This window comes from Nocardia sp. NBC_00403 (genome assembly GCF_036046055.1).
Taxonomy (GTDB): Bacteria; Actinomycetota; Actinomycetes; order Mycobacteriales; family Mycobacteriaceae; genus Nocardia.
Genome location: NZ_CP107939.1, coordinates 6216356 through 6235144 on the forward strand (window position 1 = coordinate 6216356; position 18789 = coordinate 6235144).

Sequence of the window (18789 nt, forward strand, 5' to 3'; positions counted from 1 at the left end):
CGACGACCTCGGGAACGGGTGGCTCGGTCGGTGGCGCGACAAACTGCTGACCCAACCGCCACGCGAAGACCTGATCCCAGGTGAGCTGCACCGACCGCCTCCTACTTCACCGAATGCGTGGTTGCCTGATCTGCTGTGCGCCCGGTCACCGCGCGCCGACCCATCGGCGGCGTCCTGCTCAGCCGAAAATCCAGCTGCAGATCAACAATCCGGCGGCCACCTCGAGCATTCCCATCATGGTCGCGATGATCACACCGAGCAATGCCGTGCGGTTGGTCGCCCTGCGCATCCCGCTGGCCGGTGACACCAGCCGCTCGGCCCTGGCCACCACCGCGGTGGCCGCAGCGTTCATGGCATGCGCCGGGGTCGCCGTCGCGGCACCGACCAGCGCGATCAATCCACCGAGCAGAGGTTCGGCACCATGCCTGCGCGCCGCCTCGTCATCGGCGCACATTTCGAGCAGCCGGTTGATCTCCTCGGCACCGACCGCCAGCAGCCGCACGCGCGGCAGGATTGTCGCCAACCCACGCACGAACGCCGTCAGTGCCGCATGCCTGCCACGCAGGTGCGCGCGCTCGTGCGCGAGCACCGCGGTCAGCTGATCGGGAGCAAGCGCGTCCAATGCGGCACTGGTGACGACGATCGCGTCCGGCCGCCCTGCGACGCAATACGCCTGCGGTTGCGGCGAATCCAACACGACCACACCGAGATCGGAGCGCGAACGTCCGACGAGCAATACTGCCCGCGCGTGTTCCAGCGTGCGTCGACGCATGCGCAGCAGAATCCGCACCGACCGCCACAGCACCACCCCGGTCCCCGTGATCACCGCTGCCGCCACTGCGAACGACACCGCGCGCAGCGTCGGGCTCGCCGCCTCGTTCACCGGTGTCGAGAGTGCGTCGACGCACACGCGCACTGCCACATCCGCGTGCCAGTACGTGGCGAATTCGACGAACAGCATGCCGGCCGCCAGCAACCACGATCCGAGCGCACCGACGATAGCCACCAGCCAGGCGACAACACCCAGCCGCGGCGCAGCGCCGCTATGGGTCAGCCGTTGCAGCACCGACGGCCCGAACAGCGCAACCACGCCGCCGTACACCAGTAGGCAGAGGGCTACATTCACGGCGCTTCGGGCGGCTTATGGGAGGTCAGCCTGCGTAGCGCCGCGCGCAGGCCTGCCGATTCGTCGGCGCTGATCCGGTCGACGAAATGGCTGAGTACCAGATCCGAACGGCCGCCGGAACCGAGCGCCTCCAGCATCAGCCGCGCGCTGTGCTCCTCGCGGGTGAGGGTCGGCCAGTAGCGGTAGGCCTTGCCCGCGCGTTCGCGCGCCAGCCAGCCTTTGCGGTGCAGGTTGTCCATGGTCGACATGACCGTGGTGTAGGCGATGCCGCGTTCGGCCGCCAGTTCGTCGAAGATTTCGCGGACCGTCGTGGTCTCCGCGTCCCGATCCCAGATGCGGTCCATGATCACCGCCTCCAGGTCCCCGAATCCACGCACCGTGCCGACTCCCTCATCGTTTCTCGTCCGACTGACGCCCCAGGATACCGGCTTCGCGGGATTCCTACGTAGGTAGGCCGTAGATTTGTCAGCGTCGGCCGCGGAAGGTTCTGCGCAGATCGTCGACCCACAGATCGGGGATTTCCCACGGAATGAAGTGACCACCGTGGTCGTGGACGGTGAGGTTGACGTGGTTGTACCAGTCGGCGCGGTCGCTGTCGAGGAAGCTCTGCACGCGCCGATCGGTGTCGACACCCGGTGGGTTCTCGTAGCCGACGAAGGTGATGCCGGTCGGCGCTTCGATCACCGGCTGCCGGTCGTGCGAGGGCGTCCACGGATAGCGATTATTGTTGGCATAGGTGCGAATCGAGGTGCCGATCGAGTTCGTCACCCAGAAGATCATGGCGTGGGTGAGCAGCTCGTCCTTGGTGAAGACGGTCTCGATGTCGCCGCCGTTGTCACTCCATTTCACCCAGCGTTGCAGTATCCAGGCGAGCATTCCGGCAGGCGAGTCGGACAGCCCGACGGCAAGCGTGCTCGGTTCCAGCACATGCGCGGCGAGGTGGACGGCGAAGCGCCGCTCCATTTCGATGATCCGGTCGTGGACATCGTCGGGCAGCCCCTCGGGGATGGGCCGGCCGCCGCTGACGTCCCAGGCCCGCTCGCCCTCGAACAGACTGAGTTTCTGGCCGGACCCGATATGGATCGCAATCAGCTCGTCCGCGTACTTGTGCCCGAGTTGACCGGTGACCAGCGCGCCGACGTCACAGCCCGCTGCCGCATATTCGAGGTGGCCGAGAGTCTCGGTCATGAGGGTGTGCCAGAGGTCGGCGACCTTCCAGAAGTTCATGTCCGGGTTGTTCGGCAGCGGCGCGGAAAAGCCGAAGCCCGGGAACGACGGAACAATCACGTCGAACGCCTCCGCCGGATCACCGCCGTGCGCACCCGGATCGGCCAACTGGTCGATGACCTTGGACCAGTGCCAGAACGTCCACGGCCAGCCGTGGGTGAGGATCAACGGCGTCGGGTTGGGACCGACGCCCGCCTTGCGCAGAAAATGCACCGGCACGCCGTCGACCTCGACCCGGTAGTGCTCGTAGGCGTTGATCGCGGCTTCGGCCTTGCGCCAGTCGTAGCCGTCGCGCCAGTACTCGACGAGTTCCTGCAGGTAGCGACGATCGATGCCGTAGGACCAGTCGTCATTGCCCGCGTCGACCGGCCACCGCGTCAGAGCCAGGCGCTGCCGAAGATCGGCGAGCACGTCGTCGGGCACGTGGATCGGCGTCTGCGGCAGCGGGAACGCGGCCGCGCTGTGCGCCGCAGTGGGTTCGTTGCTCAATTGCCTTCTCCCACAGTCGCTTCACCAGAATTTCGCCGAGTTCGACACACCAATTCGACCAACACACCGTCATCGTAGTACCGCACCCCGGCCACATCGGTGATGGCGGCAGCGGACCCACGCTTCATCTTTTCGAACATGTGTGCGAACATATGTTCGTGTCCGACTCCGCGCCCGCCGCACGATCCGGTAGACCCCGGATCGAAGCCCGCGCGGAAGCGTCGATCCTGCATGCCGACCTCGATTCCTTCTACGCCTCGGTCGAACAGCGCGACGACCCGAGATTGCGGGGACGTCCGGTCATCGTCGGCAGCGCCGTCGTGCTCGCCGCCAGTTACGAGGCGAAGGCCCGCGGTGTGCGCACCCCGATGAACGGCGCCGCCGCCCTGCGACTGTGCCCGGACGCCATCGTGGTGCAACCACGCATGTCCGCCTATGCGCAGGCCAGCAAGGCGGTGTTCGAAGTCTTCCGCAACACCACACCGGTCGTCGAAGGCATCTCCATCGACGAAGCGTTTCTGGATGTCGGCGGTCTGCGCCGGATCGCGGGCGAGCCCATCGACATCGCACACCAGCTCCGCGCCGATGTCCGAGACCAGGTCGGCCTGCCGATCTCCGTGGGCATCGCGCGCACCAAGTTCCTCGCGAAAGTAGCAAGCGCGGTGTCCAAACCGGACGGCCTACGCCTCGTCCCGCCGGACGGCGAACTCGACTTCCTGCACCCGCTGCCTGTTGAAAGACTGTGGGGCGTAGGCGAAGTCACTGCACGCACGCTGCACGACCATGGCATCACCCGGGTCGGGCACCTCGCGGAGCTCGGCGAACCCGTGCTGCGCTCGATTCTCGGGCCGGGCGCGGGCCGGCACCTGTTCGCCCTCTCATGGGCCCGCGACCCGCGTCGCGTCGAGACCGGACGCCGCCGCCGCTCGATCGGCGCCCAACGCGCCCTCGGCCGCCGCCCGCGCCCGCCCGACGAAATCGAGGCTTACCTGCACGGCCTCACCGACCGCCTCGGCCGCCGCCTGCGCACCGCCGACCGCGTGTGCCGAACTGTGGTGCTACGCATGCGTTTCGGCGATTTCACCCGAGCCACCCGCTCCCACACCCTCGCCGAAGCAACCGATCACACCGAAACGCTCCTGCGCACCGCCCGCACCCTGCTCACCACCGCCATGCCGATGATCCAGGAACGCGGACTCACCCTCGTCGGCCTCGCCCTCACCAATCTCGAGGACGCCGACGCGGTGCAATTGACCCTCCCGCTGGAGCCACGCGCCACCAACACCCTCGACTCCACCCTCGACGATCTCCGGCAGCGCTTCGGCTCCAGTGCCGTCACCCGCGCCGCCCTCATCGGCCGCGGCGAGGGCATCTCGGTTCCCCTGCTCCCCGACTGATCTCCGCGCCGATCCGCGGCCCCCCACCACGTCGCTGCCGTCGGCGATCCGATCAGCCGTGTAGTCGCATTACAACCGTTCGATAATGGTGGCGTTGGCGAGACCGCCTGCCTCGCACATGGTTTGCAGAGCGTAGCGACCGCCGGTTTGTTCGAGGTGATTGAGCATGGTGGCGAGGATGCGCGTGCCGGAGGCGCCGAGGGGGTGACCGAGGGCGATCGCACCGCCGCGGGGGTTGAGTTTGGCGGGGTCGGCGTGCAGGTCGTGCTGCCAGACCAGCGGGACGGGGGCAAAGGCTTCGTTCACTTCGTAGACGTCGATGTCGTCGATCGTCAGGCCGGCCCTGGCGAGCACCTTGCGGGTGGCCGGGATGACGGCGGTGAGCATGAGCAGCGGGTCGTCGCCGGTCACCGCGAAGGAATGGAAGCGGGCGCGCGGGCGCAGGCCGAGGGCGTCGGCCTTTTCCTCGCTCATTATCAGCGCGGCCGAGGCGCCGTCGGTGAGCGGCGAGGAATTGCCGGGCGTGATCGACCATTCGATCTCCGGAAACCGCGCCTGGAACTCGTCGGCGGCGAACGCGGGACGCAAACCGGCGAGCCCCGCCACCGTGGTGTCTGCGCGAATCGTCTCGTCCGCGGTCAACGCCCCGGCCGCGACGAGCTCGTTGTCGAAACCGCCTGCCGCGGCGGTCTGAGCCGCCAGCCGATGTGAACGCGCGGCGAACGCGTCCAGGGTCTCCCTATCGAGCTTCCATCGCTGAGTGATGATCTCCGCCGCAATGCCTTGTCCGATAAGACCTTCCGGAAAACGATGCGCCAGCGGACCGCGGTTCGCGTCCTTGCCCTGCGCATTGGAGAACATCGGCACCCGGCTCATCGACTCCACACCACACGCGATCGCGATGTCATAGGCCCCCGCAATCACCCCCTGCGCCGCGAAGTGCGCCGCTTGCTGACTGGACCCGCACTGCCGATCCACCGTCGTGGCGGGCACGGTCTCGGGAAACCCGGCAGCCAACACCGCGGTCCGGGAAATATTGAACGCCTGCTCACCACTCTGCGTGACACAACCACCGATCACATCGTCGACCAGCGCCGGATCCAGATCATTCCGCTCCACCAGCGTCCGCAACACATCGGCCAACAGCGTAGCCGGGTGAAATTTCGACAGCCCACCACCCGATTTACCCTTCCCCGAGGGGGTACGCACTACGTCGACAATGACTGCGGAAGTCATGACCACTCCTTGCTCATATCGGCAACCATCATGTGAATGATCATTCACTTATGGCACTGTACGCCGATCCGTCACGACTCCGCACCCCAGGTCTCAGCACACCAGCGAACAGGACATGACTGCAGCGTCGACCACCGGACACCACGGGACAGCCGGGCCAGGTTCATCCCAGGGGCCGTCCTGGGATCTGCCGGTGCGTGAGCGCAACCACGGTTTACACCCGCCGGATTCGAGCCAGCCATGCGGTAACAGAAGGCCCGCGCCTGCTGCTGCGCAGCGCTTGTTGGCGTGGATTCAGCCTTATTCAATTCATGGAGGGCAACCATCGTCAGGTCGCGATGCTGATGGAGCAGGCCGAGAACTGTGCGCTCCAAGCTGTCAGTGAGCCAGGCGGTTCCGAACTTCTGGCCGTCCTGGAGAACTTGACTGCCGTTCTGGAAACGCAAGCCCGAGCGGCATGGGCCGCCGGCGACCTTACTTCCGCTGAAAACTATATTCGACGGTTACTGGTTGAGATAGGCGAGCACCGCCAGGACACGGCGATTGTCGTCCTCGGACTCCGGCAGGTGGAGCTTGCCGAAGATGCTCGCGATGTGTTTGGTGACCGCGCTGGCGGAGATCGTCAATTGGCGGGCGATGGCCGCGTTGGAGCGGCCGACGGCGATGAGGCTCAACACTTCTCGTTCGCGGGGGCTCAATTCGGTTGTGCGGCCGCGGGCGTCGCCTCGGGTCAGGAGTTTGGCGACCACATGCGGATCCATCGCGGTGCCGCCGTGCGCGACCGATTCGACTGCGCTGATGAACTGTTCGGTGTTGGAGACCCTGTCCTTCAGTAGGTAGCCGACGGCCCCGATGCCGTCGGCGAGCAGTTCACGAGCGTAGAGCTGCTCGACGTACTGGGACAGCACCAGCACTGGAAAGCCGGGCCGCTGCCGGCGTGCGTGGATCGCGGCCTGCAGTCCCTCATCGGTGAACGACGGCGGCAGCCGCACGTCGACGACCGCTATGTCGGGCTGCTCGTCGGCCAATGCCTTGTGCAATGACGGGCCGTTGTCTACGGCGGCGACGACCGTGAAGCCGTGCTCGGTGAGCATGCGAACCAGCGCTTCGCGGATGAGGAACAGATCCTCGGCCACGACTACTCGGATCGAATCGCGCACGGCACCTCCAGATGGACACGGGTCGGGCCGCCGAGTGGGCTGTCGATGGCGATCGTGCCGTCGAAGACGGCCAGTCGGCTTCGGATGCCCTGCAGCCCAGTGCCGTTGGCCGGATCCGCGCCACCGCTGCCGTCATCGGTGACATCGCAAATCAGTAGACCAGCCTCATGGTGGAGCGTGACCCGCGCGGTCGCCGTGCCCGCGTGTTTGCCTGTGTTGGTGAGCAATTCGCTGACGGCGAAGTAGACGGCGGACTCGATCGGCGGCGTCGGCCGACCGGCCAGATCGGACGACACCTCGACATCGAGCAGGGAATCCAGCGCCACGGCGCGGATCGCGTCGGCGAGGCCACGGTCGGCCAGGACCGGCGGATGAACCCCCCGCACCAGATCACGCAACTCGGCCAGGGCCTTCGACGACGCTTCCCGGGCGGCGACCACCCGCTGACGGGCCGTCTCCGGATCCATGTCGAACAGCCGCTCCGCGTCCCCGAGACTCATGCCCAGCGCGACCAGCCGGGCCTGCGCTCCGTCGTGCAGGTCACGTTCGATCCTGCGGAGTTCCGCGGCTTGCGCGTCGACACTGTCCGCGCGCGTCTCCACGAGTGTCTCCACCCGTTGCTCCAACCGGGTCGCCCGTGACGGCCCGAGCAGTGCGCGCGTCCAGCGGGCGCGCAACCGCAGCACCACCGGTCCGATGTAGAGGCCGAGCGCGATCACCGCGAGCCCGGCCGGAATCGCGGCCAGCGCGGCGGCTGTCGAGGTCACGTGAATAACGCCGTAGGCGTTGCTGCCGCCCGCCCGCGCGTTGGCCCGCCATACGAACGGCTGCACCACCGCGCCGTACAACCCGAACAGCGGCATGCCGAGCGCCAGCACGGCCGCCCAGGTGCCGATGATCGGTTCGAGGACGGCCCAGATCACGTCCCGCCGGGTGGTGCGCGCCTTCAGCAGCGCAATCGCATCGGTCTCGGGACCGTAGGGACGCTCGATGTCCACGCCCACCTGGCGAGCCAGCCGACGCGCCGTGTCCGCGGCCCGCCGCAGCAGCGAAACCGCTGCGGGGAACACGGACCGGCCGAGGCCGACCACCAGCAATGCCGCGCTGGCGACGACCAGGGCTGCCGCGCCGATCCCAGCGACCGACAGGCAGAGCATGGCCAGCGCGCGAACCGGTGTCGCAAGCCTCGCCCTCATCGATGTCTCCCTGTTCCGTGGCGATGGCATCATCGCACTGTCATCCGGACATATCATGATCAGCTCCGGTGTCCGATCCGCCGGACTGCGGCCATCGCTGTCAAACCGGCGACACCCGTAATGCACAGCCACGCGAAGAGGTCACCGATCAATCCGTACACCGTCCAGGTGCCGCGCGTCGGTACGGACACGACCATGCTCTGCTGCGTGGTGCTGAAGTAGTCGGTCCTGGCGAGGGTCGTGCCGTAGGCGTCGACGGTGATCGCGATGCCGTTGCTGGTCTCGCGGACGAGGTTGTATCCGTTCTCGACGGCGCGGAACACCGCGGTCGCGGCGTGCATGCGCTCGATGCCTTTCCAATCGTTGGCGGGGACGAACATGATGTCGGCGCGGGTGCGCATGGTGCGAGGGAAGTCGGCGTCGAAGCAGACGACACTGGCGATGCGGCCGTACGGTGTCGCGGACACCGACACGATTCCGTCGCCCGGTCGCAGGCTTTCCAGGCCAGGCACCGGGTGGGCCTTGTCGAAGGTAGACAACACCTGGCCGTCGGGCGCCACGAGTACGGCGATGTCGCGGGATCGCGGCTGCCCGTCGAGGATCACGGCTATCCCCATGTCGAGATAGATTGCCTTGTCTTTGGCCAGGTCTCGAGCTTGCCGCAGAAAATCATCGAAGTCTTCGCCGAGCACGACCGCGGCGGCCTCCGGCCACGCGACGATGCGCGCCCCGGCGTCGGCCTCGGTCCGGCTGCGAGCGAACAGATCATCATTGAGCACCGCGAACGCCCTGCGCAGCACCGGTTTCTGTTCGGGCAGCACCTCGGGTGCATGGAAGTTATCGATCTCCCGCATCCGCTCCTCGGCCGCGCGCGAGACGCTGACGCCTGCGACGCGCACCAAGCTCGGTGCGGTCGGCGCGAGGGCCAGCCGCAGGCCACCGCCGAGGAGCACGAGACCGAGCACCGAGACATAGGCCAGCGTGACGGTCCGGATAGACGGCCAATCCCACCGGTGTTCCAGCGCATCGTTGACGACCGGCGCTACCCAAGCCATCAAAAAGCTGATTCCGTACAAACCGGTGACCGAAACAACTTGCAGCAATGGCAGATTCGCCGACTGTGTCGTGGCCAACGGCCCGAAAATCGTGCCCAGCGGACTGATCGCCGCGACCAGGAACTCGACCGCTGCCCGGGCCGCGGGGAAGACCAAGGTAGCCGCGAACGGAGCCAACCGCTCGAACAGCAGCCGGTCGACCAGCAGCGGAATACTCAGGAGCAGGCTCAATACCAGACAGCCGAGCAGGATCGGCCCGCCCGCCAACCCGCCCGCCACCGTGACGAGGACGATCGTCACCGCAGTCGATGACAGGGCGACACACGCGAATCCGGTGAGCGCACTACAGCTTCGGGTGAACCGCATCAGGGCGATGGAGAATAGCCACCCGGCGACCGGTACCGACCACGCGCTGTTCGTGGCGAACAGCGCGGCCACGATTCCAGCCGCCAACCAGACGTACTTCCGCCACCCGGACGCGAAGGACAGATTTCCCATGCACCAGAGCCTGCTCGATCACCTGCCAGCCGTCATTGCGGTTGACTTCCCACTCTCGCTGTAGATTCCTCCACCTCCCAGGGTTGGCAGATACTGGCAGTCATCGACTTCGTTTGGGGCGCTTGTCCATCAGCCGCAGGATCAAGGGGGTGAAGATCAGTTGCATGGCCAGTTCCATCTTGCCGCCGGGGACGACGATGCAGTTCGGCCGGGACATGAAGGAGTCGTGCAGCATGGATAGGAGGTAGGGGAAGTCGATGACCTTGGGGTCAGCGAAGCGGATCACTACGAAGCTCTCGTCGGCCGTGGGGATGGTGCGGGCGATGAAGGGGTTCGAGGTATCGACGGTGGGCACCCGCTGGAAGTTGACGTAGGTGTGGGAGAACTGGGGGCAGATGTACTTCACGTAGTCGGGCATGCGGCGCAGGATCGTGTCGATGACAGCTTCGCTCGAGTAGCCGCGTTCGGTCTTGTCGCGGATGACTTTCTGGGTCCACTCGAGGTTCACGATCGGTACCACGCCGACCAGCAGATCCGCATGCTGAGCGACGTTCACGGAGTCGGTGACGGCGGCGCCGTGCAGACCCTCGTAGAACAGCAGGTCGCTGCCGGGAGACAGGTCCTCCCACGGTGTGAAGGTGCCCGCCGGCTGGTCGTAGGGTTTCGCTTCTGCGTCATCGTGCAGGTACTTGCGAACCGAGCCGACCCCGGTCTCGCCGTAGTCACGGAAGAGTGTCTCCAACTCCTTCAGCAGATTCGCCTCCTCGCCGAAATGGGAGAAGGTGAGGTTGCCGCTTTGTTCGGCCTCCACCATCGCGAGCTTCATCTCGTTGCGGTCGTAGCGGTGGAAGGAGTCCCCCTCCACGATCACCGCATTGACGCCCTCGCGGCGGAAGATCTCCTGGAAAGTCCGTGTGACGCTGGTCGTTCCCGCACCGGATGATCCGGTGATCGCGACAACGGGATGCTTCACCGACATGGCATCGCCTCAATTCTCAATGGGGGGCAGGCCGGAACAGCGACCGGGAGCCGAACAACGAGCTGTCGAAGCTCGGCCCTTCGTCGGGCTCACTGTGATAGCGCTCGATCCGCTCCACCTCGTTGCGCGATCCGAAGATCAACGGCACCTGGTGGTGCACGTGCTCCGGCGACACCTCGAGCACGCGCTCGCCACCTGTGGTGGCCCAGCCACCCGCCTGCTCGACGATGAAGGCGATCGGGTTGGCCCCATACAGCAACGACACTCGACCCGGCCGCAGCGGCGGCCTGGCGTCGTGCGGGTACAGGTAAACGCCACCGCGAGTGAGAATGTGGAACGTGTCGGCGACCAGCGAAGCCACCCAGCGCATATTGAAATCCCGCCCGCGCGGCCCGTCCACTCCGTCGAGGCATTCGTGCACGTATCTGCGCACCGGCCGTTCCCAGAACCGCTCGTTCGCGGCATTGATCGCGAAACCCGATGTGTCCTCGGGGATTCGCATCCGCGGATGGGTCAGCACGAACGCACCGATCTCCCGGTCGAGGGTGAAGCCGTCGACACCGCTGCCGGTGGTGATCACCAGCATCGTCGCCGGACCGTAGAGGGTGAACCCGGCGCAGACCTGCCGCACGCCCGGCTGCAGGAAGTCATCGGCGATCGGCGCCGCACCGCCGTCGGAAGCCCGCGCCCGATCCGGCGCCCGCAGCACACTGAATATCGTTCCGACGGGCAGATTTACGTCGATATTGGAGGAGCCGTCCAACGGGTCGAAGGCCAGCAGATACTTACCGCGCCGGTGGATGTCCGGCACCGGATGAATCTGCGTCATCTGCTCCGACAACAGTGCCGACAGATGCCCCGTCCACTGGGTCTGCGCCACCATGATGTCGTTGGCGATCGCATCCAGTTTGCGGTGCACCGTCGGCGGCAGATTATCGGGATCCGCCGCGCCGAGCGAGCCGACAATGGCTCCCCGCATCACCTGGTTGGCAATGATCTTCGTAGCTGTCGCAACAACATTCACCAGGGCGGAGAACTCACCGGACGAGCCGGGGTGCCGGTGCTCCTCTTCGATGGTGTAACGGGTGAGGGTCTTCAGTCCTTCTGGCATGGTGACTCGATCTCGTCAGGCGGGGGCCCTTGCGGTCGGCCCGTCCGGCAGCTCGGTTGTGCTCGATTTGCGGTGCTCCGGGGGCCTTTCGTGGTCATGCAAGACACCGCCACCGGGCCCGTTACTCGCACCGCTGCCACCGAACACGCTGCTGCCATGGACATCCTGGGCGGTCAGCGTGATCAGGTCGGTCTTGGTGAGCGGTAGCCGCAGCTCGACCAGGCGTTTGGCCTGGCGCAGCCGGCACCGATCGAGGGCATTGCGGACGCTGCGCGCATTGGAGAATCGCGGCCCGCGCATCCGCAACTCGACATACTCGGCGAACGCGGATCGCGCGGCATCATCGAAGCGAAAGTTTTCCCGCGCCACCATGATCTCGGCGATCTCCAGCAACTCGCCATGGGTGTAGTCGCTGAATTCCAGATGGTGCGCCACGCGCGAGGACAGTCCGGGATTGGCGGAGAAGAATCGGTCCATCCGATCCGCGTAACCAGCGAAGATCACCACCGAACTCGCGCGCTCGTCCTCCATCTCCTGCAAGAGGATCTCGATGACCTCCTGCCCATAGTCCCGCTCGTTCTCGGGGCGGAACAGGTAGTAGGCCTCGTCGATGAACAGCACTCCTCCTGCCGCCCTGGCCAGCGCCTCTTTCGTCTTCGGCGCGGTGTGTCCGATGAATTGACCGACCAGGTCGTCGCGGGTGACGGTGTGCACCTTCGGTTTCCGGATATAGCCGAGGGCATGCAGCATTTCCGCCATGCGCAGGGCGACGGTGGTCTTGCCGGTGCCCGGCCCACCGGTGAAACTCATATGCATGGTCGGCCGGGACGCCCGAAGCCCGAAGCGTTGACGCGCCCGATCGATCAGTAGCAGCGCCGCGATCTCCCGGACACGCAGCTTCACATTCGCCAAGCCGACCAGCTCCGCATCGAGTCTGGCCAGCACGTCCCCGACGTCGTTGCCCGCGATATCGGTCGACAGGTCGAGCACCGCGGCGTCGTCGAGGATCTCGGCATCGGACGTCGCGTCGGGGGGCACCGCCCGCACCGGCCGGGGATCATCGGCCCCGGGCCGGTGCAGCCGGAAACCACCGGCCGCTCCGGAGCGCTCAACCGCCATACCGCGTCCCCGGACGGTCGTTCGTGGCGTAGGAATGCAGCCCGTAGATCTGCCGCCGATCGGGCCCCTCGCTGCGGGTGAGCAGGAACCCGGGTTCGTCGGCGGGCCGCTGCACGAGGAAGCTCAGCGCCGTGGTCTGTCTGCCGTAGCGTGCGTCATAGGCGAGTATCCGAATGTAGTGTCGCGGAAAGGTTTTCCGGCAGGCATCGATCTCGGCGAGCACACCGTCGGGCTCGTCGAGATCGAACAGCGGCAGCCCCCACATTTCCCAATAGGCATTGCGAGGATGCGGATCGTCGGTGTATTCGATGGACACCGGCCAGTTGTTCAGCAGCGCGTAGCGCACCTGCGCGGCGATCTCCGCATCGGTGAGTTCGGGCAGGTACGAGAAGGTTCCCTGACGCAGATACATGGCACGTCCTTCGGAAATTCGGCCTCAGTGGCTTGCCGTCGGCACGGCGTCGGGTGCATCGGTGGAGGTGTAGTCGAAGGTGACATCACCCCAGGTCGCCAGCGCGACATCCAGGGGGCGACAGGACTCGGCCGCCTTCCGCAGCACGTCCGGTCCTTCCTTCAACAGATCGCGGCCTTCGTTGCGCGCCTTCACGATTGCCTCCAGCGCGACCCGGTTGGCTTCCGCCCCCGCCGCGATCCCGAGCGGGTGACCGATGGTGCCGCCGCCGAACTGCAACACCACATCGTCACCGAACAGGTCGACCAGTTGATGCATCTGGCCCGCGTGGATGCCACCGGAAGCCACCGGCATGACCCCCGGCAAGCTTGCCCAGTCCTGATCGAAGAAGATCCCGTTGCCCGGGTTCGCCGGAATGTGGTTCTCCCGCAACGTGTCATAGAAGCCGCGAGTGGTGGCCGGATCGCCCTCGAGCTTTCCGACCACCGTCCCCGCATGCAGATGGTCGACTCCGATCAGCCTGCACCACTTGGCCAGCACCCGGAAGCTGACACCGTGCGTCTTCTGCCGTGTGAAGGTCGAATGGCCTGCCCGGTGCAGGTGCAGCAGCAGACCGTTGCGCCGCGCCCAATGCGACATGGACTGCATGGCGGTGTAGCCGACCGTCAGGTCCATCATGATCACGATGCTGCCCAGTTCCTTAGCGAACTCGGCGCGTTCGTACATGTCCTCCATCGTCGCCGCGGTGACATTGAGGTAGTGGCCCTTGATTTCGCCGGTCTCGGCCATGGCGCGATTGACGCCCTCCATGGCGAACAGATAGCGATCGCGCCACCGCATGAACGGTTGTGAGTTGATGTTCTCGTCGTCCTTGGTGAAATCGAGACCGCCCTTGCACGCCTCGTAGATCACCCGGCCGTAATTGCGCGCGGACAGACCCAGTTTCGGTTTCACCGTTGCACCGAGCAGCGCCCTGCCGTATTTGTTCAGATACTCCCGTTCCATGACAGTCCCGTGCGGCGGACCCTGGAAGGTCTTGACATAGGCGACCGGAATGCGCATATCCTCCAGCCGCAGCGCCAGCAGCGGTTTGAAGCCGAAGACATTGCCGATGATGGACGAGGTGAGGTTGGTGATCGAACCTTCCTCGAACAGGTCGAGGTCGTAGGCGATGTAGGCGAAGTACTCCCCCGGCCGGCCGGGGACCTCATCGATCCGATAGCACTTGGCCTGGTAGCGCGAGTGCGCAGTCAGCCGGTCGGTCCACACCACAGTCCAGGTGGCCGTGGATGATTCGCCTGCCACCGCGGCGGCGGCCTCGATCGGGTCGACACCCTGTTGGGGGGTAACCCGAAAGACTGCAAGGACATCCGTGTCCTTGGGCTCATAGTCCGGCGCGTAATACCCCATCGATGCATACGATTGGACACCCGGATCCCAGCGGTCCCGTTCGGTTTCCTCGGCCATCATTCCTCCAGATCCTGAGGGTGTGCGCCTTGCGATTTCCAGGATGACGGGGTCGGCGACGACAAACAATTTGATTGTTTCTCCGAATACTCAACGGTTTCCTCGAGTTTGGTACCGTGGAATATGGGTATGGTGAGCGCATCTCGGATGGAAACATTCCTGGCTGTGTCCCGCCAGAGCAGCATCCGTCGCGCGGCGAGCCAACTGCACATCACCGAGGCCGCCGTCTCCGCGGCGGTCGCGCACATCGAGAAGCAACTCGGCGCGAAGCTCATCACCAAATCCGGTCGCGGCATCGTGCTCACCGAGGCCGGGCGGGTCTACGCCGAGTACTGCCGCACCATCCTGGGACTCATGAAGGAAGCACATGCGGCGGTCCGGCGCGCCGAGACAGGGCGGCTACGCATCGGAGTCGTCGCGACCGCCGGCGAATACGTGCTGCTGCGACTGCTCGTGTCCTTCCGCAACCGCTACCCCGACATCGAGCTGAGTCTGTCGGTCCATCCCCGCGATGTCCTCTTCCTCGAATTGCACCACCACGAAACAGATCTCGTCATCGCGGGCCGCCCGCCACGCGACACCGGCCTGGTCATCCGCGGCCGCCGAGCCTGCCAGCTCGTCGTGGTCGGCGCCCCCGAACACTGCCCCGACCCACTCCGCAGCACCTGGCTGCTGCGCGGCCGCGGCTCCGGCACCAGGGACGCCACACTGAACCTGCTCGACCGACTAGAAATCACACCGCCCACTCTCACCCTCGGCAGCCACGGCGCAGTCCTTGCCGCGGCCCGCGAGGGCCTCGGCGTCACCCTGATGCACAGCGACGCGCTCGTCGGTGACCTCGAAGCCGGTCTGCTGCAAGCACTTCCGGTAGACGGCACCCCACTCGATCGTCCGTGGCACGCCATCACCACCCGAACCCCCACGCCCACCACTCGACTGTTCCTGGCCCACATCCTCGACCCGGCAGAGGTCGGTGCGGCCGTCTTCCAGCCAGGGTGAGTCGCGACATCGTTGCGCCCTCCGGTCCTCGGACGACATCCCTGTATTCTCCGCACCGGAAGGCCGCACAGGTGCCGCATGTGAGCATGAATCCATGAGCAACCGGGCGAACCTCGGTCAGCGAACAGACAGCGGAGCTGGCGATGGACTATGGCCAGTTCCTCATCAGCGGCGGCGCGGGTGACGAGGACGACCGATCGGACTACTACGAAGTAGAACTGCTCGACCAAGCGATGGCGTCTCGACCATGTGCGGCTGACGGCATCACAGTCTTGGTGCTCAGCCCACACCAGAATAATTTCGCCATGCCGGTGACAGTGCAGGTCTGGGACGCCCGCCCACCGGCCGACCACAACTCATGGCAGCAAGTGTGCGAATCGCGACTGCAGATCGGCGAGGTAGCAACCCGAGTTGGAACCCAACCAGTGGGGCAGGTCAACCTGATTCGTATACCGCCGATACTCCGCTGATCTGCTTCGAGCGTGCGGACGCCGCGTACCAGCATCCGGATAGCGTGGCCGTGGCATCGAGTGGCGATGTGCTGGTCACAGACCCGAGCAACAGTACAGTCTGGCGACTGCCACCACCGTAGACGATGTGTTGCTCATCCCGAACCTTCCACGACCGTCCGCGCCGAACGACTCTACGCGTGTTGTCCACGACCTCGTGTCCTCGGCGTCGTCGTCGACCATGTTATCGGCAGGGTGCTCGACGAGCTCAATAACGTTGCGCGACAATGCGTCTTGATCGACAAGTGACTGCACGACCATGCCCAATGTGGTCAGCCTGGATCGCACCGTGACCGGTCGGCCGCGACGGCATGCGGGCTGTCGCCCGCGATCGAGACCATCGCGTGGGTTCCGAGAACCCAAGGAACAAGCGTCCTTTCGATTCGCGTGACAACTCGAATGTGTCCTGGATACGATCCCGACAGCATCTTCGGGACCCGCGACTGATCGCGGGACGGTGGGCACCTGTGCGGTGGGCACCTTTTCCGGAGCCCGAGCATCAGTGCCTGCACGGTTACGACCAGCGAGAGATATGAATGCAGAAGAGATCGAACCGCTGGCCCCGTGATCTGGCACGCATGGGGACATCGACCATCCGGTACGCCGGGCAGATGGCTGCGGTCGCGGCCAGGATCTAGGGAGACGCCGATGACCATCCCTCACCCCCCGACGCTGGCCGGCCTTTTGGTCGGGCACGCCCGGGACCGCGCCGGATGCCGCGCGATCAGCGCGCCTGCGGGGTCGCAGACCTATGCGGAGTTCGCCCGGGACGTGGCGCGAATCGCGGACCGGCTGCACGCTGCCGGTCTACGCCGGGGAGACCGGATGGCGGTGCTCGCGCACAACGACTTGGCCTACGTTCAGCTCGTCTACGCCGCCTCCTGGGCCGGCATTGTGCTGGTCGGTCTGAACTGGCGGCTGACGGCGGCCGAGCTCCGGGCCGTTCTGGCGGACTGCAACCCGTCCCTGCTCTTCGCCGATCGGGAGTTGGCATCGGGGTTGGACCCACGGTGCCCGGTGGTCCGGCTGGATGGACCCGAAGGCTCCGACTTCGAGCGCTGGTATGCCGCAGGGGATTCCGGCTACGCGCCGGATGCCGATCAATCCGACGAGTCCCTCGTGCTGCTGGCCTACACGACCGGCACCACCGGCGAGCCCAAGGGCATTCAGCTGGTCGAGCGAAATCTGCGGGAGATGGCCCAGCAGGCCGCGGCAGCCTGGGCGCTGCACCCGGAGATGAGGTATATGGCCTGCCTGCCGATGTTCCGTATGAGCGGGATGAGCTCGGTGACGTGTTGCGTGCACCTGGGCGGCGAGGTGGTCATCCCGTCGGGGTCCTCGGTCGCCGCGATCGCCGGCGCCGTCGAGGACCGAGGTGTCACCCACACCAGCCTGGTGCCGACCCTGCTGGCCAGTCTGGTTGCCGAGAACGCCGCCGCGACCTTCGACCTGTCCAGTCTCGAGGTGGTCATCTACGGCTCCGCGCCCTCGAGCAGCTCGCTGATCGACGAGGCGATGGAGATGCTGCCGCAGACCGGCTTTTCGCAGGGTTACGGCTTGACCGAAACCTGTGCCGGGGTGGCGGTCGCGCCGGTCTTGCGCCGGGGGGAGGTCGACCGGCATCCGGGTAGCGTGGGCCGCATCCACCCCAGCTGCGAGTGCCGGATCGTCGATGTTTCCACCGGTCGCGACGTCGGCACTGGTGAGGACGGCGAGATCTGGCTGCGGACGCCGCAACTGACCACAGGATATTGGAACAAACCCGCGGAGACCGCGGCCGCGATATCCGCCGACGGCTGGTTCCGCACCGGCGATATCGGGATGATCGACAACGACGGATTCCTCTACGTCCACGACCGGCTCAAGGACGTCATCATCTTGGGCGGAGAGAACGTCTACTCGGTCGAGGTCGAGAACGCGATCGGCGCGCACCCTGCGGTGCTCGAGGCCGCCGTCGTCGGCGTACCCCACCCGCACTGGGGTGAGACCGTGAAAGCGGTCGTGGTGCTGCGCCACGGTCAGGAGCTCGGCGAGACGGAACTGCTCGGCTGGCTCGAGGGTCGGCTTGCCGGTTACAAGCGCCCGCGGATCGTCGAGTTCGTCGGTGGTCTCCCCAAGGCGGGCAGCGGCGAGATCCTGAAACGTGAACTCAGATACGGCAAGGGCTGACATGCCCGAAGTGGCCGCCGCAGCTTCAGTGGAGGTCCGCGCGACAGCCCGGAGCCGACAACGGAATACCCGGCATTGCGCCGACTCGGGGACCCGAATTCCGGGGGCGCGCATCGCAAGAGCCTGCACGGTTCGGTGAAAGCCACTCTCCGGCAGCTGAATACGGACCACATCGATATGCTCCAGCGGCAGGTATGGGACTTCACGACCTCGGTCGAGGAAATCCTGTGTGGCATTCCGGCGGTCGGTCGCCACTGGTCCGCTGCAAATCGTCCGGCTCGGAGATCCGGCCGGAAGCGGCAGTGGAGATATGAACGAGTGTCTCCGGCGGCTCCCCAGGGGAATGCCCCTGCGCGGCTATGATATTCGAGCATGAACGAGTGTCGACAGCAGCTTGGCAGGGGAATGTCCCTGCGCGGCTAGGACATTGGCTGCCAAGTTCTCCGCATCACGCCACAGCGGGTTATCCGCCGTTGTGCGGGAATGATATCCGAACGACGGGGCCGAGAGGCGGTGATGTTCATCGAAATACGTTGTACCGAGGTATATTTCGGTCCAGGCGGCACGCCGCGGGCATCCGTGGCCTTTCGTCGGTGGCGATCACCGAACCGCGTTTTGGATCAGCGTCCGATCGACGATT

General features: G+C 65.8%; 17 protein-coding genes. 5 read left to right on the forward strand and 12 right to left on the reverse strand.

The window, feature by feature from the left end:
* Window positions 1-178: 178 nt before the first annotated feature.
* The 3 genes from OHQ90_RS27580 to OHQ90_RS27590 all read right to left on the reverse strand — a co-directional run bounded on the left by OHQ90_RS27580 (window position 179) and on the right by OHQ90_RS27590 (window position 2842).
* Complete coding sequence (locus OHQ90_RS27580) at window positions 179-1126, reverse strand: M56 family metallopeptidase (protein ID WP_328402313.1); 948 nt, start codon at window positions 1124-1126, stop codon at window positions 179-181.
* Window positions 1123-1470, reverse strand: coding sequence for a BlaI/MecI/CopY family transcriptional regulator (locus OHQ90_RS27585; protein WP_328413132.1), 348 nt, complete (start codon window positions 1468-1470; stop codon window positions 1123-1125). Before OHQ90_RS27585 ends, OHQ90_RS27580 begins: the two co-directional genes overlap by 4 nt.
* A 121-nt stretch (window positions 1471-1591) precedes the next feature.
* A complete protein-coding gene (locus OHQ90_RS27590; protein WP_328402315.1) occupies window positions 1592-2842 on the reverse strand; it encodes an epoxide hydrolase family protein in 1251 nt (416 codons plus the stop codon).
* A 152-nt stretch (window positions 2843-2994) separates the two neighbouring features.
* Here OHQ90_RS27590 and dinB point away from each other — a divergent pair, with 152 nt between their 5' ends.
* Window positions 2995-4239 (forward strand): DNA polymerase IV, encoded by a 1245-nt coding sequence (gene dinB / locus OHQ90_RS27595; RefSeq protein ID WP_328402317.1) that lies wholly within the window; start codon window positions 2995-2997, stop codon window positions 4237-4239.
* Window positions 4240-4308: 69 nt separating this feature from the next.
* On the opposite strand, the gene OHQ90_RS27600 is transcribed toward dinB, so the two are convergent.
* The 9 genes from OHQ90_RS27600 to OHQ90_RS27640 form a co-directional block, all read right to left on the reverse strand.
* Window positions 4309-5475: a thiolase family protein gene (locus OHQ90_RS27600; protein ID WP_328402319.1), complete on the reverse strand. Its 1167-nt coding sequence runs from the start codon at window positions 5473-5475 to the stop codon at window positions 4309-4311.
* Between the two features lie 503 nt (window positions 5476-5978).
* Window positions 5979-6635, reverse strand: coding sequence for a response regulator (locus tag OHQ90_RS27605; protein WP_442941189.1), 657 nt, complete (start codon window positions 6633-6635; stop codon window positions 5979-5981).
* Complete coding sequence (locus OHQ90_RS27610; RefSeq protein ID WP_328402321.1) at window positions 6614-7831, reverse strand: sensor histidine kinase; 1218 nt, start codon at window positions 7829-7831, stop codon at window positions 6614-6616. The genes OHQ90_RS27605 and OHQ90_RS27610 overlap by 22 nt, the downstream gene beginning before the upstream one ends.
* A gap of 59 nt (window positions 7832-7890) precedes the next feature.
* Window positions 7891-9384, reverse strand: a complete 1494-nt coding sequence (locus OHQ90_RS27615; protein WP_328402323.1) for a nitrilase-related carbon-nitrogen hydrolase — start codon at window positions 9382-9384, stop codon at window positions 7891-7893.
* Window positions 9385-9484: 100 nt separating this feature from the next.
* Window positions 9485-10363, reverse strand: a complete 879-nt coding sequence (locus OHQ90_RS27620) for a phosphoribulokinase (protein ID WP_328402325.1) — start codon at window positions 10361-10363, stop codon at window positions 9485-9487.
* Between the two features lie 16 nt (window positions 10364-10379).
* On the reverse strand, window positions 10380-11474 hold the full coding sequence (locus tag OHQ90_RS27625; protein ID WP_328402327.1) for a class 1 fructose-bisphosphatase: 1095 nt from the start codon (window positions 11472-11474) through the stop codon (window positions 10380-10382).
* Window positions 11475-11489: 15 nt separating this feature from the next.
* Window positions 11490-12593 (reverse strand): AAA family ATPase, encoded by a 1104-nt coding sequence (locus OHQ90_RS27630; RefSeq protein ID WP_328402329.1) that lies wholly within the window; start codon window positions 12591-12593, stop codon window positions 11490-11492.
* Window positions 12583-13005, reverse strand: a complete 423-nt coding sequence (locus OHQ90_RS27635; protein ID WP_328402332.1) for a ribulose bisphosphate carboxylase small subunit — start codon at window positions 13003-13005, stop codon at window positions 12583-12585. Before OHQ90_RS27635 ends, OHQ90_RS27630 begins: the two co-directional genes overlap by 11 nt.
* Before the next feature lie 24 nt (window positions 13006-13029).
* Window positions 13030-14475: a form I ribulose bisphosphate carboxylase large subunit gene (locus OHQ90_RS27640; protein ID WP_328402334.1), complete on the reverse strand. Its 1446-nt coding sequence runs from the start codon at window positions 14473-14475 to the stop codon at window positions 13030-13032.
* 126 nt (window positions 14476-14601) lie between these two features.
* Here OHQ90_RS27640 and OHQ90_RS27645 point away from each other — a divergent pair, with 126 nt between their 5' ends.
* The 4 genes from OHQ90_RS27645 to OHQ90_RS27655 all read left to right on the forward strand — a co-directional run bounded on the left by OHQ90_RS27645 (window position 14602) and on the right by OHQ90_RS27655 (window position 18149).
* Complete coding sequence (locus tag OHQ90_RS27645; protein WP_328402336.1) at window positions 14602-15471, forward strand: LysR family transcriptional regulator; 870 nt, start codon at window positions 14602-14604, stop codon at window positions 15469-15471.
* 143 nt (window positions 15472-15614) lie between these two features.
* Window positions 15615-15941, forward strand: a complete 327-nt coding sequence (locus OHQ90_RS27650) for a hypothetical protein (RefSeq protein ID WP_328402338.1) — start codon at window positions 15615-15617, stop codon at window positions 15939-15941.
* A complete protein-coding gene (locus OHQ90_RS39580; protein ID WP_442941190.1) occupies window positions 15830-16063 on the forward strand; it encodes a hypothetical protein in 234 nt (77 codons plus the stop codon). The genes OHQ90_RS27650 and OHQ90_RS39580 overlap by 112 nt, the downstream gene beginning before the upstream one ends.
* Window positions 16064-16628: 565 nt before the next feature.
* Entirely contained in the window at window positions 16629-18149 is a 1521-nt protein-coding gene (locus tag OHQ90_RS27655) for a class I adenylate-forming enzyme family protein (RefSeq protein WP_328402340.1), read from the forward strand.
* Window positions 18150-18789 lie beyond the last annotated feature (640 nt).